The organism is Parageobacillus thermoglucosidasius (assembly GCF_001295365.1).
Classification (GTDB): domain Bacteria; phylum Bacillota; class Bacilli; order Bacillales; family Anoxybacillaceae; genus Parageobacillus; species Parageobacillus thermoglucosidasius.
Genome location: NZ_CP012712.1, coordinates 2,644,615 through 2,660,889 on the forward strand (window position 1 = coordinate 2,644,615; position 16,275 = coordinate 2,660,889).

Consider the following 16,275-nt stretch of genomic DNA (forward strand, 5'->3'; position numbering starts at 1 on the left):
AAATTTCTGTTTCACAACAGCAGATTTGGTTGATTTTCCGTTAATAGGTTTCTTATAACCAATATGTTTTTATGATTTGAAATTTTTTTGCATCGCAAGAATGGTCTCCAATATTACATTTACTCCCTTTTCACAATCTTCCCAAGTGGTAAGTTCATCTTCACTATGGCTCTTTCCATTGATGCTTGGAACAAAAACCATGGCAGTTGGTATATAGCTGGCTATGAATTGAGCGTCATGACCCGCACCACTAACCATTCTTTTATATGAATAGCCTAATTTTTTTGCAGATTGTTCTAGCAGATCGCAGATTTGATCATTAAACCAAACAGTATCTCGCTCCCATAATTTTTTTGTTTTGATTTCACACCCTTCTGTGCAAGATGACTGCGCAAGCCCTTGGATAATTTCCTCCACTTGCTTGATAATTGCTGGATTTTTATGTCTAGCTTCCAGTGTGAAGACAACTTTATTTGGAATAACTGTGTGTATGTTCGGGAATACGTTCATTCTTCCAATGGTATAAACCAATTCATTATCAAGCACACTCATTTTTTGTCTTACTTCCGTTATTAAGTTGTTTGCGGCAAAGAGAGCATCTTTTCTCATGTCCATAGGAGTAGTTCCGGCATGGTCAGATTCCCCGCTTACTTCAATCTCATAGCACACCATTCCAACTACACATTCAACAATACCAATAGAGCATGATTCCCGTTCAAGAATTGGACCTTGTTCAATATGCAATTCTAAAAAAGCAGTGGCTTCTTTCAAACGCGCCTCTTCTTTCCCGGCATAACCAATCGAATGTAATGCTTCTGCAAAAGTGATGCCATCAGCATCTGTTTTTTGCAGCATGACAGATTTTTCGAATTTACCTGAAAGAACTCCAGACCCCATCAATGAAGGTTCGAACCTAGCCCCCTCTTCATTTGTAAAATTAACAATCATAAGCGGAATTAGCGGTTTAATATTATTTTCCAATAAAGTTCGTACCACTTCTAAACCAGCAACCACTCCTAAGACTCCATCAAACCGTCCGCCATTTTTCACAGTGTCTAAATGTGAACCTATCACTATTGGCGGCCTGTCTTCAATCCCTTCTAAAGTTGCATAAATATTCCCCATATCATCGATCTTTATGGACATGTCTAATTTTTCACAGCAAGAACAAAAATAATTCCGCGCCAATCTATCTTCTTCAGACAATGATAAACGAGTTACTCCATTGTTTTCTGTACGTCCGAAATTTGCAAATTGTTCCAGCGTGTTTTTCAGCCGCTCACCATTAATTAACAATTTTTGTTGTTCCATCATGTGTACTCCCCTTTCAAAATCATTTAATCATCCTGCAATATATTTGCGACTTTTGTGCAATTGCCAACCAAGAAATCTAGTTTTTAAAACAAGCCTTAATCAGGTGATAGGAAAATCAGTATGACTACATTGTATCAATGATGTAAATCTCATTCATTGAACAAAAAGTTAAATATTTCTAAATTACCATCTTACACTAAGTATAAAGTGAGAGGATTATTTTCAGGATAGAACAAAAATCGAAGCCAACGCCAACCAGTACACATTCGTTTGGCGCAAGCCGGCGGAAAAAAGATGACCGGAAGCCGGATGAGAACCGCATTCACCAAATAAGTTTTTTCCATAAAAATCCCTTCCATCGTAATCCCCGTTTCATCTAATTTCATCCATAACAGCAACACGGTCCAGCCTCCACGTTTTAACACGTTCTAATACCCGTTGATGTTCAATATGTTTTTCCATTTATCGGGCCCTTGCACTTTCATGATACAATTTCAATAAAGAGTATTCATGGAGGGGAGCAGGAAATTGTCAAAACTTATGGATGGAGCGGATTGTTTTAAAAATTTTTGAGGATATTGCGGGGCAGAAAAGCTGTGATCTTTCTATATATTTCGAAAAGGCAGTGTTAGAAATAATGAATAGTTGGAGGGAAGCTTGTGAATCAAACTTTCAATAAACAACCTGTTGCGTTTGTTACAGGAGCTTCAAGCGGCTTTGGTTTGCTGACAAGCGTGGCACTTGCCGGTGAAGGCTACCGTGTGCTGGCTTCAATGAGAAACTTGACAAACAAGGGACAGCTGGAAGCGGCGGCTAAAGAAGCGGTTGTCGCAGATCGGATAGAGATTGTCCAATTGGATGTGACTGATTTTTCCGCCGCAGAAACGGTAATTCAGGATGTGATCCGCCGGTACGGACAAATTGATCTGTTGGTGAACAACGCAGGTTATGCAGCGGGCGGCTTCACGGAGGAAGTGGCTATTGAAGAATGGCAGCGGCAATTTGAAACCAATTTTTTTGGTTTAGTGGCAGTAACGAAAGCGGTTTTGCCGTCGATGAGAGAACGCAGAAGCGGCAAGATTGTGAATATAAGCAGTATCAGCGGACGGATCGGATTCCCTTCCATGGGGCCTTATGTGGCCTCCAAGTTTGCGGTGGAAGGATTCAGCGAGTCTTTGCGTTTAGAGATGCTGCCGTATGGCGTCCATGTAGTTTTAATTGAACCGGGATCCTACAAAACCGATATCTGGTCAAAAGGATTGGGAGCAGTAACGATCCATCCGAATTCTCCTTATGTAAAAGAGATGAAGGCAATTTTGAAATATGTCAACAAGATTGCTGATGCGGCACCTGCTCCGGATGAAGTGATCCGCCAGATTGTGCAAGTGGCAAAGTCTCCTTCTCCGAAATTACGGTATCCGGTTGGCAAAGGTGTGAAATTAGGAATTATTTTAAAAAACATACTGCCGTGGAAATGGTGGGAGCGGATAGTGACAAAACGGCTTTGGAAGGGATAGTGATGGCGGAACTTTACTGTTCAGTAAAATGACAAGTCCTTCACTAATGGTAAACAACAAATGAGAACAAAGCCAAACAACTCTGACGTAACAGTTTCTTTTTTTAATTTACACCACTTAAAAAAATCACAAAGCAAAAAGTAAAACGGGCTTGAAATCTCAAGCTCGTTGTTCTTTTTTATAACTTGCCCCTTTAGTACAATAAAGGAAAAGTAAATCGGAGCTGTTCATTTGAACTTGAACTATCTATTCCGTAAGCTTAATAACAATGTCAACAATGATTATTGCTTCTTGCGTTCTTTTGGTGAAAATCGTTTTAAACACAACCTGAAAAAAGAAATTTACTGTTTAGCTTATCACAAAGAAAATACCCCACTGCACACCTGGTAATATTTATTTTCTGCTCCTATTGGATTTGAGGATTTGCTCTTCTTTTTTGATTGATTATTTAGAACATAGTTTTATTTTATATAAGGTATTAAAATATCTCTGCCAATGTTTAATGTTGATTTTGCAAAGTATAAAATGAAGGGTGTCCTAAAAGCAATCCCTTTCTGGACACCCCTTTTAGTTTTGCCTCATAATTTTTAACATAGTATTGGTGTTCTTTTGAAATTCATGGGGAATTTTTCCTCAAGCTTTTAAAGTTATTGCCATTATTTAACGAAAGAACCCCATTAGCAGAATAAAACATACTTTCACGAAAGAGAACTAAATCCACTTTTCCATAAATATTAATTCATCCGTTTCAAAACCCAATTTTTCATAAAATCCTTGATTTGCAATTATCCCTCTCAATCAATATCACACTCTTGATCTGCAATCGTAATCAATGCCCCTATAGCATAGACAACCCCGCTGGCACACTTTTGAAGTGTTGCTTAAAAACGGTAGCCTAAATAGATAGCTTTTCAACTGAATCGCCTCGTTAATGAATTCCGCATAAAATCCATTCCAATACTTTCAAGGATAATTGATTATCATCACCTGCCATTACTGCTTTCTTTCCTGTAATCATAATTGAGTCTCATTTTAATACAATCTTGGACCGAACAAATAAAGCCATCCTCTTTATTTGTTTACGAAGTTCTTAATTAAGTGAGCCCTACATATCCTGCTTGAACGTATGATGGCACCACTAAGGCAGCTGCCGTCCAATATCCAAGTTGTTTTAACGGGGCATTTAGGAGTAATCACGCCAACATCTCTGCTTCCCGTTGCTCATGTATTATTACGTTTGCGGCAAAAGGAAATATAAATAAAGTATTCAGCGAATCTTGTCACAAATCATTCTTAAAATTTCCAAAGAAAATGCACAAATTGTGATTAATGTTAATAGATGTGTAAACAAATATAGGAGGTGATTGGATGAACATGACGCATTACATGGAACTGTTAGCGGTGAATCAACCTTGGAACTTAATTTTATTTATGGCTATTCCCGTTGCTCTTGCCGAGACGATTGCGATAACGGAGCTAGCCATTCTTTTTACTCGCCGTTTCGATGGAATGATCCGCAAAATTAACAAAATATGTAGCATCCTTGCCGGTGTCTACTTTTTAGGAATTTTTATTTACTTATTTGCCAATGCCGTCATTCCATTTACATTAAATGGGGAATGGCGCGGATGGATTGATATCATTGCGGTAGGATTTTATTTAATGGGCGTCATTCCATTAATGGGACTAAGCCTAATCGATTTAAGCATCATCGGGCGGAAATGGAACGAGGAGCAAAAGTTGAAATATCATTCCGCTTTCGTTGGCATATTTTTAGTAGTAGCTCATATTGCTATGATTTTTGGGATGCTCGATCCATCGATCGGCGGCGGCCATTCTCATCATATGAATATGTAAAATAATAAAGGAGGGGCCCAAAAGTGATTGCTTTTGGGACCCCCTCTTTTCATTTACTTTTCTAATTGTTCGTTGTCTGCACGCAACTTTGCAATCATCTGTTCTTGTAATTCATGGTGTTTGGTCCTCCCATGATAAAATAACATCATTAAAGGGCACAGCAATAATATCAAAAAAGCCTAATTCATTAGTTGTTTAGCTTACTTACAACAGCTTTTTATGAAGAAAGATTCATGATTCGCTTATGCAGAAAAATCTATTTTCCGCCTCACTTTCAGAACCAATAAGTTACAGTGTCTAATATGCCAAGTAAGATCATCATGATTCCAGCTGCTTTCTGCACGAAACTTCCTGCTTGTCTCCCTTTTTTCACTAGAGCGCCGCTAAATCCTAAATACCAAAGGACGAAGATGAAAAGCATCACAGGCACAGAGGTTCCGACGGCAAAGATACCCGGTAATAACACTCCATAAGATGTTGAGTATACCAAAGGCATTAAGGTAACAAAAAATAGCACAAACATCGTTGGACAAAAAGCTAATGAAAAGCCGAATCCCATTAAAAAGGAGCCTAATTTGCATAATTGATGGAGTTTGTTTCTTTGGCCTTTGGCATGATATGTTGCTGCTTTTCAGAACACAGCCAAATTGGCAGCTGTGAGAAAAACGCTTGGAACAAGCCCTAAAATACTAATCATAATATTTATCATGATACTTATGAGGTATGCAGCATGTTCATATGTGTTGAATAGTGTAATGATTTGCTCTTTCATCCTTTTTTCCTTTATGCCTCCCATTTATATCCTACTCCCCAAACGGTTTGCAGAAATTGGTCGATCGGAAAACCAACTTGTCTCAGTTTTTCTCTTATATTTTTGACATGTGAATCGATAGTGCGCTCTTCTGTATTTGCGTTATAGCCCCATAATGACACGATGATTTGTTCTCTGCTGAACACCCTGTTTGGATGCTTTAAAAACAGCCCTAATATGGCAAACTCTTTTGGCGTTAGAAAAATCGGTTCGTTTTGATAATGGGTCTTATGTTCGTCTTCATCCCACACTAATCCTTGAAACTCGATTTTCGAGCGCTTTCCTACGGAGCGGCGCAGCACTGCTTCGATGCGGGCAAGAAGCTCGGCTTCGTCAAACGGTTTGGTGATGTAATCATCCGCCCCAATATTGAGCCCTTTGACGATATCTAACGTTTGGTCTCTTGCGGTCACCATGATAATCGGGACATCGGAAAATTCTCTTATTCGTTTGCACGTTTCCCAGCCATCCATCTCCGGCATCATAATGTCCAGCAAGACTAAATCCGCTTTGTGATTTTCCAAGTACTGTACCGCTGCCAAACCGGACTCGCACTTGACACAATGATATCCTTTCGGCGAAAGATAAAGATCCAGCAACTCTAACATTCGTGTTTCATCGTCAACGAGCAAAATCGTGTACATGCTCATCCCTCCGGCAATGTAATGATCATGTTTGTGCCTTTTCCATATTCACTGGCGGCGTAAATCGCGCCTCCGTGCGCTTCCACAATTTCCTTGACGATCGCCAGCCCCAACCCGGTTCCGCCGCTGGTTCTTGATCTTGATTTATCCACTCGGTAAAACCGTTCAAAAATATGTGGCAGATCTTCTTTTGGAATTCCTCTACCTTCGTCTGCAACAATAATCACAATGTGGTGTTTCTCTTTTCTTACATCAATAGAAACGATAGAACCTTGATCGGAATATTTTAAAGCATTGTCCAGCAAATTCATCATCACTTGTTCAAAACGTTTTTGGTCGATATGGACGGTAATGCTTCCATCACAGTAATATACAAGAGACATTTTTTTAGCCTGAAATGCGGGCTGCATTTTATCATGCAATTTTTTGAAGAAAGAACATAAGTTTGTCAGTTCCTTATGGATTTGAAAGGAATGTTGATCCATCTTCGCCAATTCGAAAAGATCCTTCACCAGCTTTTGCATATGCTCCGCTTCTTCATAAATAATGGACAAATACCGGTTTCTCTCCTCTTCTCCCATGTTTGGTCTTCTCGCGATATCCGCGTATCCTTTCACATAAGTAAGAGGGGTGCGGAGCTCATGAGAAATGCTGGCGAGAAATTCATTTCTTTCTTTTTTTAAGTATTCCAAATCCCTCGCCAATGTTTGAATGGCTTTTCCCAACTCCGCTAATTCATCTTCCCCTTTTACTTGCAAATGAACAGAAAAATCCCCTTTACTCAATTTTTCAGTTGCCTGTTTCATGCGAATGAGCGGAATAGTAATGATTCTCGATAAGAGAGCGATCGTTATAATTGTTAAAAATACCGAAAGAATTCCGACCATCATGAAATGATGCTTTAATTTATCAATCATATTTTGGATGGAATCCGTATTTTGAAACATATAGACATATCCTTTGATCTTGCCGGCAATCCGAATCGGGCTTACCGTTGAAATATGCGACTCTTTTTGCCAATCTTTTTGGACGATCATCCCGTCATGGGGAATGTGTTTATTTGCTTTTTTTATGATTTTTTGAGCAGCCGGCAAAATATGATCCGAAAAATACAAGATCTTCCCCTTGTCATCTGTAATAACGACATCCGTCTCCGCTTCAGACTCCATCATGGTAACATGCTCTAACGTGGAAGGATCATAATTTTTTTCTAACACATCGCGGTGGCTGTTCCCTCTTGCCAGCAGCTGCTCAAATTCTTCATTGATTCGGGAATGAACCAGAGTTATATATAAAGACGCGAATAAAACCGTCTCTATTCCTAATACGAATACAAAAAATAACAACCCTAATTTAAACGAAATTTTTCTCATGTTTGGCCCCTTCCTTATCCAGCCCGTTTAGAAAAGCAGTTTTTATGGCTTTAGACGATTTATAAAGGAAAAGCAATTTTTATTTTATAAATAAATTTGCAGAATTTATGGATTTCAATAAATTGTAACTGGACATTTCATTTTTATTTTATTGTGAAATTTATCACAACAATCCGCAGCTCTCACTGCTATCATAGCCATAGATGCAATAGAAACGGAATTATTTTTATAAATTTTCACCCTAAAACTGAATTACTTAATTTATAGTAAGCAGCTTTCTTACATCATTTTCAAGGTACCTAACTCCCTCCATGCCCTTTGTTTGTAGATGGAGCGATTTACAATTTTTATGTTTGATGAAAAATCATGTTTACTGATCAGAATCCATATATAACAACATCTTTTTTTAAATTATAGATATTTTTGTCAATTTAACTCTTTTTGGCACAAATTCTAAGACATCAAAACAAAAAAAGATGTCGAAAAAAGTGGAAACATGATATAATACCAAAATGTCTGGCATTTTGAACTAAGTCATATATACAAGAGAGAGGAGACATCATGAATTTACTTCAAAAAAAACCACTCACCCACTTGTTGAGCCGAAAGAAAACATTGCAGAAAACATTAGGCGCCTATGATTTAATATTGCTTGGCATCGGAGCGATTGTTGGAATCGGCATTCTTGTGTTGACAGGTGTCGCAGCGGCAAATGATGCAGGTCCTTCGATCATCTTTTCGTTCATGATCGCAGCATTGGTGTGTGGATTCGTAGCGTTTTGTTATGCCGAAATCGCATCAACCCTTCCTGTTTCCGGAGGCGTCTATACGTATGCGTATGTGACAATTGGGGAAGTTGTTGCGTATTTAATGGGATGGACTCAACTTTTAATTTATGTTTTGTCCGCTGCAGCAGTGGCAAATGGATGGTCTGCGTATTTCCGCTCATTGTTAGAAGGATTTCAATTGCATATTCCGGAAAGGTTAAGTGCAGTACCCCAGCAAGGCGGAATGGTGAACTTGCCGGCTGTCTGCATCATTTTGCTGATGACATGGGTGCTGTCAAAAGGTGTGCAAGAAAGCAAGAAAGTGAATAATACGATGGTAGCCATCAAACTGTTTGTCATTTTATTATTTATAATTGTCGGAATATTCTATGTTCAACCGGAAAATTGGGATCCATTCATGCCGTTTGGATGGAAGGGAGTCCTCGAGGGAACTGCTACTGTGTTCTTTGCGTTTTTAGGATTTGACGCAGTCGCAACTGCGGCAGAAGAAGTGAAAAAACCGCAGCGTGATTTGCCAATTGGCATTATTGTTTCATTAGGTGTGTGCACCCTTTTATACGTTATTGTTTGCTTAGTGTTAACAGGAATGGTTCCATATCATTTATTGAATGTTTCCGACGCGATGGCATTTGCGCTCCATGCAGTCGGGCAAAATGTTGCCGCGGGAATTATATCCGCTGGAGCAATTGCCGGCATTACAACCGTTATCTTTGTTTATCTTTACGCAACCGTACGCGTTCTGTTCTCTATGAGCCGCGATCATTTACTGCCAAAACCGTTCTCAGTTGTTCATCCACACTCTCAAGCACCTGTTTTTTCAACATGGATTGCAGGATTTACTGGAGCGGCAATTGCTGGATTCGTTGACTTGAGAGCATTATCCAACTTAATCAATATTGGTGCTTTGTTAACATTTATGATGGTTGCCTTATCCGTTATTGTACTGCGCAAAACACATCCCGATTTGCAAAGAGGATTTAAGGCTCCTCTTGTTCCATATCTTCCAATATTGACGATTGTATGCTCTATCTTCTTAATGACTCGCCTTGCGCTTGAAACATGGTTGTATTTTTGCATTTGGATGATGATCGGTTTGAGTATTTATTTTATCTATAGAATGAAACGCCAAAAAGATTTATACCAAGAGCAAATAAATATGATGAAAAAAGCAAACTAGAAAAACAGGATCTAAAATTGAAATGGAAATACCATTCTTGTGCGGCAGATGCCCAAAAAAGCATCATTGCTTTTTCCTAAGTAAATAAAAATCAAGCAGCCAAGCGCTTTTCAAGAAAGCCTTGGCTGTTCTCATATTTGTAAACCTATGTGCAAGATTCAAAATATGGAGACTAATTGCGTTATGTTACAGCGATTTTAAATTATCCTTTGTAAAGAAAAAAGCATACCTAATAATTTATGGTTTACGGACTCCATTCATTCCGCATTTGCAAACAATTGGATATACCAAGTATGAGAGAAAGCTTTTTATCAAATTTACAAAAACATGCTTAAATTTATGAGCCTTAACACAGTCTGATCAGGATATATCGTTCGCGAGGCAATTTTCCATTTCCCATTTTCCTTTCGCAACACATCCACCCGCTCTCCATGTAATTGTTCAATATCCAAGTCTGAACCCCTACATCGCTGGTATAAAAAATAACTTCGAACTTGATATTCGCCGGATTTCGGACTAGACTCGATATATATATTGCTTATAAAATGCCGTTGCCTAGGCCCCGAGTATTCAGCCCATGCTGATGGAGTATCAAGCCTTTTTACCCTTGTGATGAGAGATTTTTTCGTTTCTTCAAAAAATGTCATTTCATTCATAATATTCGGTTCATTATGCTTACCCTCAGTGGTGATGCGTGCGGGCATACGATATACAAGATCATCTGCTAGCAAATCTAACCATTCTTTATATCTCCGATGATCCAATAAATACGCCTCGTGATGGAGAAAATTGGTGATATCGAATTGCAATTCAGGGTTCATCTGTATACCCCCTCCGCAATAGAATGATCCTTGATTAACAGTTCTAACCAGTATTTATGCATATTTCTTGATACTGCATCAAGGAAGCAAATCGGATAAGCGACACCAGGTCCAGGGAAGGTCTCATCAGGTTCCACCCGATCCAATCCCATTAAGTAATTTAAGACATTATTGTAGCTCAGTTCTTTATCTCGTGCCATCAAGCCGCCGCTCGCTTGGGCGATGCGAGCCCATATTTCGGCATCATCTTGTTCCAAAATACCTGAAGGGCCAAAAGTTCCAAGATATGATAAATAAGATTTTTCTTTGTATTCCTCTGGAGCCGCTTTATCAATCGTAAACCAACTCCAGACTTCCACTTTATCTGGGCCTAAAGGCCTCCAAACCCGGAAATTTAAATAGTTGTATATGTTAGTTTCTCCCTCGAGAGGAGGAGCACTAAAACTGATAAAACCAAGATTAGGGAAAACACCTCCTACAAAAACGATCGCGTTTCTCATAAGTTCTAATTGCTCTGAAGTTAAGTTTCTTTCAAACATCGGCCACATGGACTCGGGCATGCCTTGGAATGGAAATGGCGATCTTCCGGTAGCATCAGCAGTGATGACATTGATACCATGTCCATTTTCTAAAACGACTTGATGTCCATATCCTGGAAAAAACGGATCCTTAGGAGCGATGCCCAATTCCTTTGCAGAGCGGTGGGTCATTTGCACATGATAGGGATCTGCTTCAAAGTTTTCTGATGTCACCTTCCAGTTAGCTTGAACGACCCAACGTTGCGGAACTCCCTTAACTTCCATTCCTCCATCACTTCGCGCCAGCAAAATGTCAAAATACCATTTCATATTTCCAAGATAATCCTCCAGCGGCATGGCATCAGGATCCAAGTTGCCAAAGATCATTCCTTGATAGACTCCAATTTTCGGAATCGGCCGAAGATCCCACTCTTCTTTTTTCATCTCCTCGCCGTATACTTTGTCACCTAATGCAACGCCAATCAGCTTTCCTTCCAGATTAAAAGTCCAACCGTGATAAGGACATGTAAACGACTTTTGTTTTCCGTAATCTGCTGCACATAAATGTGTGCCCCGGTGCGTGCAAGAATTAAGAAAAGCTTTAATCTCTCCAGATTTCGTTTTAGTAACCAACACTGGATCGTTCACAATCCATCGCGTCACAAAACATCCTGGTTCCGGTAATTCGGATTCATGCGCTAAAAATTGCCAAGTGCGGCCAAATATTTTTTCGAGTTCTAATTCATACATATCTGGATCAGACAATACCCATTGCGGTAATAAACCACTTTCGATTTTTTCCCGCAGCATTTGAAGAGTCTTTCCATTTATGATATTTTTGCTCATAATCCCTTTCTAACCCCCTATGCAATTTTTAAAGGTAAACTTGTGCTTTCTGACGATAGCTTAGTTTGCGCAAATCTTCCCCCTTCCCTGCTATGACATTGAATTATGAAAAATGCTGAAATTGTCAGAGGACAAGCAATGAACTATCGATAAGTGGCTTGATTTCCCATACTTAAAAGAAGACTTTTATGATAAAACTGATTCGGAGCGAGGTTTTTAACATCATTCAGATTGGGGAAAACAACGACGCTAATGATCTGCAATTCTTCATATCACAGAATGCTATATGCGGAGACGGGAATATCCAACATTTTGGTTTATATGTGAGTTTTATAAGGAATATTTAACTTTAATCATTTCCTTAGAATAGTAATAGATTATTTTCTCTCTGCAAGCTTAACAGCGACATCCAAAATCCAGTCCTCTTGCCCGGCGATTGCTTGGCGTTTTCCCAATTCTTCGACAATATCCGAGGCGTTAACACCAAACTTCTCCGCAGCATGCCTTACATGCAGAAGAAAACTATTATACACACCCGCATATCCGCTGGACAAATTATCGCGATCAATCACTATCGGATAAGGCAACATCGGAGCTATCACATCCTCCGCGAGATCCATCAGTATAGACAAATTGAGGCCTGTATCAAAGCCCATTTTTTTCAAAACAGCGACCAACACTTCTGTTGGAGCGTTTCCTGCACCAGCACCAAGCCCCCGCAGCGTACCATCAATTTGATCAGCTCCAGCCTTCATTGCGGCTATAGTGTTACCGATAGCTAACCCCAGGTTATTGTGGGCATGAAAACCAACTTCAATGGACAGAGCATCTTTCAGTGCTTGAACCCGCTCTTCTGCATCCGACGGCAGCATAGATCCAGCTGAGTCAACAACATAGACACAATCTGCACCGTACGATTCCATCAATTTCGCTTGTTTAACCAAGACACTAGGAGGTTGTGTATGCGCCATCATCAAGAAACCGACCGCCTCTAGACCTAATTGTTTCGCCAATTCAAAATGCTGCTGGGAAATATCTGCTTCGGTGCAATGTACTGCAATACGAATAACATCAATTCCCATCTCGGCAGCTTGTTTTAGTTCAATGCTTGTTCCAATGCCTGGAACGAATAACGATGCAATTTTCGCCTGTTTTACTGTATTTAATGCCTCAGCTAAAAGCTCAAACTCAGGGTATGCGGAAAACCCTTGCTGAATCGTTGAACCATGTAAGCCAGCTCCATGGCTGACTTCAATCACCGGAATACCAGCTTCGTCAAGCTTGTGCACTACAATCCGTATTTGTTCCGGTGTGAAGCGATGGCTGACAGCATGTGAACCATCTCGAAGTGTAGTATCTGTTAACCTTGGGAATTTCATCGTCTCACCTCCTTCATTTTTAGAAGGTGCTGGGCATATGACTCGCCAACACGCCGTGCCGAAGCTGTCATAATATCTAAATTACCAGCATATGCTGGAAGAAAATCTTCCGAGCCTTCGACTTCATTTAAGATAACGACGACAGGCAATCTTCCCCATGGTGTGTCACGATAATCGATAAATGGAGTCGCTTTGAGGCGATATCCAGGAACATATTTGGACACTTCATCGACCATGTCCTTAATGGACAAAATGATCGCTTTCTCATCAAAATCCTCTTCCACTGCGGCATAAACGGTATTTGTCATAATGATTGGGGGATCTGCTGAATTAATCACCGGAATTGCCCTGGCTATCTTCGCACCACCGATGCTTTGCAGCCCCTGTGCGGTAGTATAGGTAAACTCATCCATATTTTGTCTTGTTCCGGGGCCTATGGAGCGGCTGGCGGTAGTTGTGATGACTTCCGCATATTGGACAGAAACAATGCGACTTACTGCATAAACGAGAGGAATTGTCGCCTGTCCTCCGCACGAAATCATGTTAACATTCCAAGCATTTATATGCTCATTCAAATTGATGGGAGGCACCACGAAAGGGCCAATTGCGGCAGGCGTCAAATCTATCACAATCTTTCCTGCTGCACGTAACGCTTCCGCATTTTGGCGATGTGCCTTTGCACTCGTAGCGTCAAAGACAATCCGTACATCGGGATCCTCCAAAATCGCCGCTATTCCTTCATGGCTGGCTCGTATGCCCATGCTTCGCGCTCTCATAAGACCTTCTGATTCCGGTACGATTCCAGCTATTATAGATAATTCCATATGGCCGTCATTATTAAGGATTTTGTACATCAAATCCGTTCCAATATTCCCAGAACCTAAGATTCCAACTTTCACTTTGCTCATGAAATTGTCCCCTTTCAGTCTGACTTTCACGTTCAACAGGACCGATACTCTGGCTCTGATCTGTGTAGAAAATGAATCTTTCATTTTCACTATTGCGCTTCGAATAAAATCTTTCCCAACAACTCCTTGATTATCACCAACTTCGCGATACCTTTTCTACGGCTGAGTCTCAGCCGTTTTTACAACTTGCGCAGGCGTTCCGTATGTCCAGAAAGATTCAGGAAGCTCCCCTCCGATCCACACGTCTCCTTTTCCCGGAACATCTCGAACATTCCACACAACAGGCTCCCAAGTAGGATCAAAGATGAGGTATCCTGCATCACCAAACAGTTCGACCCGATTTCCACCTGGCTCGTATACATACAAACAAAATGCCTGACTAATACCGTGTTTCTTTGGTCCTGCCTCTATGAAAATATCATTGTCTTTAAGCAGTTCAGCGATATCGTACAGATTCTGAGGAACTCCGTACCAATAACAAATATGATGAAATCTTCCACGGATCCCCGAGGGATCATGCATGATTGCGATGTCATGGGCAAGGTTGGAAACACTGATCCAACTGCCTAAGATCGTACCTGCATCGTCAACAATTTGTTCTCTCAGCCGGAACCCTAATGTTTCCATCATAAACTTCGCACTTGTTCCGGCATCAGCGGCCATTAAGTTAACATGGTCGAGGCGCCGCACAGGCACACCACGGTCTGGCCGTTTTTGCGGGCGATTCAGAAGTTCTGTTTTCTTGTCTTCCGTTGCCCGGAAATATTCCACATCCCACAATAATTCCATCAAATGTCCATCTGGAGTTGTAAACTGATAGGCCTCACCATGGCCATGATCTCCTTCTATCCAGCCACGACCTAAACCAGCAGCTTTGATGGCGTTGACACGCCGCTCCAGTGCATTTGGTGACGATGTGCGCCAAGCGACGTGACCGAGGCCTGCTTCACGGGATTCCGTAACCTTTAAAGTGTGATGGTAGAAATCTTCGTATGCGCGAAGATATACAGACTGTCCTGAAACTTCGCTCACTTCCATGCCAAGGAATTGATTAAAAAACTTAACCGTTTCCTCTGGTTTAGGTGACAAAATCTCCACATGAGCGAGTTGTGCGACATCAAAAATAGGTTCTTGTAAATTAGACATCATTTCCACCCCCAAAATTTATAAACGCTTAGATTCACTCTCTTCAGTAAAAAAGGACACCAGACAGATTTCCATTCACCTAGTTCACACTCATCCATACTAACAATAACGACTGTCCGCCTAATAGCTTAAATACCCATTTTTCACTTTTACCGAAACAAGATCCCATCTGTTTCTTTAACGACATCAGAACTTCAATATTCACCAACATCAGAAAGCGTTTTCAAAAATCATCACCCCTGTTTGTTTTCTTACAACCTTAATTTAATATGAATAAATAAAATTGCCAACAATATAGACCGAATATACAGGACATTCTTAAAATTTTTAATATTTAAATTATTTCATCAATACCTGCTGTTTATCAAAAAACTACGTCAGCCGTTTTTTCGATATCCAGCTGCCTTTCTAAAAAAGCCCATTTCTGAAGAAATTTCCTTGGATGCCTTTATGATCATTTCAGTCCACTGTTTTTCACGCTGCTTGAATCTTATCGTTGGTGCAGAAATACTAATACCGGCAATCACCTCCCCCGTAAAATCGCGAATTGGCACTGCGATGCACGTCAGCCCACTAACCGCTTCTTCCCTGTCATAGGCTATCCCTTTGCTGCGAATCTGAGCTAACTCTTCCTGTAAAGTCCTTATGTCTACAATTGTTTCGGAAGTCATCGGAACTAAATCCAGCTTCATTGTTTGTTCTTCACGGACATGTGCCAACAAAACCTTGCCAACGGCAGTGCAGTATGCTGGATAACGCAGACCAAGGCGGGTAATTAGCGGAATGGACTTGCTTCCTTCTACTTTCTCCACATAAATCACCTGCCCGTCATCCAACACTCCTAAATGGACGATTTCACCAATTGCATCAGCCAATTTTTTCATGACAGGGAGTGCGACTCTCCTAAGTTCCAGCTGTGCGAGAAACACACCAGCCAGTTCAAAGACGCCCCATCCGAGACGGTAACGACGATTGGGGGTTTGAATGAGTAATCCTGTATCCTTCAATGTTTTCAACAGCATTTGCACGGTGGAGCGCGGATATCCAAGATGATTGGCTAATTCCCGCACCCCCCACTCACTGTTTTCCATCGTGAACGACATCAGAACTTCCATACCTTTCGAAAGAGAAGAAAGCGTTTTCAAAAACAATCACCCCGATTTTTTATTTTCGAAT

The 16,275-nt window shown here is 40.5% G+C and carries 14 protein-coding genes and 1 pseudogene; 3 read left to right on the top strand and 12 right to left on the bottom strand.

All coding sequences use genetic code 11. From position 1 onward, the window contains the following. Positions 1–69: 69 nt before the first annotated feature. Together AOT13_RS12950 and AOT13_RS12955 are read right to left on the bottom strand one after the other, a co-directional pair. Positions 70–1,311, bottom strand: a complete 1,242-nt coding sequence (locus tag AOT13_RS12950; protein ID WP_042385956.1) for a Zn-dependent hydrolase — start codon at positions 1,309–1,311, stop codon at positions 70–72. Positions 1,312–1,505: 194 nt separating this feature from the next. Then, on the bottom strand, positions 1,506–1,739 hold the full coding sequence (locus AOT13_RS12955; protein ID WP_157776778.1) for a hypothetical protein: 234 nt from the start codon (positions 1,737–1,739) through the stop codon (positions 1,506–1,508). A 234-nt stretch (positions 1,740–1,973) separates the two neighbouring features. Between AOT13_RS12955 and AOT13_RS12960 the strand changes: the two genes are divergently transcribed. Continuing rightward, complete coding sequence (locus tag AOT13_RS12960) at positions 1,974–2,831, top strand: oxidoreductase (RefSeq protein WP_042385936.1); 858 nt, start codon at positions 1,974–1,976, stop codon at positions 2,829–2,831. A 1,368-nt stretch (positions 2,832–4,199) separates the two neighbouring features. Continuing rightward, the gene (locus AOT13_RS12965; protein WP_003250430.1) at positions 4,200–4,688 is read left to right on the top strand and encodes a DUF6803 family protein; all 489 of its coding nucleotides are present in this window, start codon (positions 4,200–4,202) and stop codon (positions 4,686–4,688) included. A gap of 53 nt (positions 4,689–4,741) precedes the next feature. Here AOT13_RS12965 and AOT13_RS21470 read toward each other — a convergent pair whose 3' ends face one another. The 4 genes and pseudogenes from AOT13_RS21470 to AOT13_RS12975 form a co-directional block, all read right to left on the bottom strand. Further along, positions 4,742–4,837 (bottom strand): hypothetical protein, encoded by a 96-nt coding sequence (locus AOT13_RS21470; RefSeq protein WP_080561274.1) that lies wholly within the window; start codon positions 4,835–4,837, stop codon positions 4,742–4,744. Between the two features lie 125 nt (positions 4,838–4,962). Continuing rightward, positions 4,963–5,265: pseudogene (locus tag AOT13_RS19640) on the bottom strand (urease accessory protein UreH domain-containing protein); the annotation flags it as partial. A gap of 206 nt (positions 5,266–5,471) precedes the next feature. Next, positions 5,472–6,143, bottom strand: coding sequence for a response regulator transcription factor (locus AOT13_RS12970; RefSeq protein ID WP_042385934.1), 672 nt, complete (start codon positions 6,141–6,143; stop codon positions 5,472–5,474). A 2-nt stretch (positions 6,144–6,145) separates the two neighbouring features. Then, the gene (locus tag AOT13_RS12975) at positions 6,146–7,516 is read right to left on the bottom strand and encodes a sensor histidine kinase (protein ID WP_042385931.1); all 1,371 of its coding nucleotides are present in this window, start codon (positions 7,514–7,516) and stop codon (positions 6,146–6,148) included. Between the two features lie 558 nt (positions 7,517–8,074). On the opposite strand from AOT13_RS12975, the gene AOT13_RS12980 reads away from it, so the two are divergent. Next, positions 8,075–9,481 (top strand): APC family permease, encoded by a 1,407-nt coding sequence (locus AOT13_RS12980; RefSeq protein ID WP_232511602.1) that lies wholly within the window; start codon positions 8,075–8,077, stop codon positions 9,479–9,481. Positions 9,482–9,798: 317 nt separating this feature from the next. On the opposite strand, the gene AOT13_RS12985 is transcribed toward AOT13_RS12980, so the two are convergent. From AOT13_RS12985 to AOT13_RS13010, 6 genes are all read right to left on the bottom strand, one after another. Beyond that, positions 9,799–10,302, bottom strand: a complete 504-nt coding sequence (locus AOT13_RS12985; protein WP_013400820.1) for an aromatic-ring-hydroxylating dioxygenase subunit beta — start codon at positions 10,300–10,302, stop codon at positions 9,799–9,801. Then, positions 10,299–11,666, bottom strand: a complete 1,368-nt coding sequence (locus AOT13_RS12990) for an aromatic ring-hydroxylating oxygenase subunit alpha (protein ID WP_041269354.1) — start codon at positions 11,664–11,666, stop codon at positions 10,299–10,301. Before AOT13_RS12990 ends, AOT13_RS12985 begins: the two co-directional genes overlap by 4 nt. Before the next feature lie 377 nt (positions 11,667–12,043). Then, positions 12,044–13,045: a 4-hydroxy-2-oxovalerate aldolase gene (gene dmpG, locus AOT13_RS12995; protein ID WP_003250421.1), complete on the bottom strand. Its 1,002-nt coding sequence runs from the start codon at positions 13,043–13,045 to the stop codon at positions 12,044–12,046. Further along, entirely contained in the window at positions 13,042–14,037 is a 996-nt protein-coding gene (locus AOT13_RS13000) for an acetaldehyde dehydrogenase (acetylating) (RefSeq protein WP_013876905.1), read from the bottom strand. The genes dmpG and AOT13_RS13000 overlap by 4 nt, the downstream gene beginning before the upstream one ends. 72 nt (positions 14,038–14,109) lie before the next feature. Beyond that, the gene (locus tag AOT13_RS13005; RefSeq protein ID WP_042385927.1) at positions 14,110–15,099 is read right to left on the bottom strand and encodes a catechol 2,3-dioxygenase; all 990 of its coding nucleotides are present in this window, start codon (positions 15,097–15,099) and stop codon (positions 14,110–14,112) included. 377 nt (positions 15,100–15,476) lie between these two features. Continuing rightward, positions 15,477–16,244, bottom strand: coding sequence for an IclR family transcriptional regulator (locus AOT13_RS13010; RefSeq protein WP_232511528.1), 768 nt, complete (start codon positions 16,242–16,244; stop codon positions 15,477–15,479). Positions 16,245–16,275: the final 31 nt, after the last annotated feature.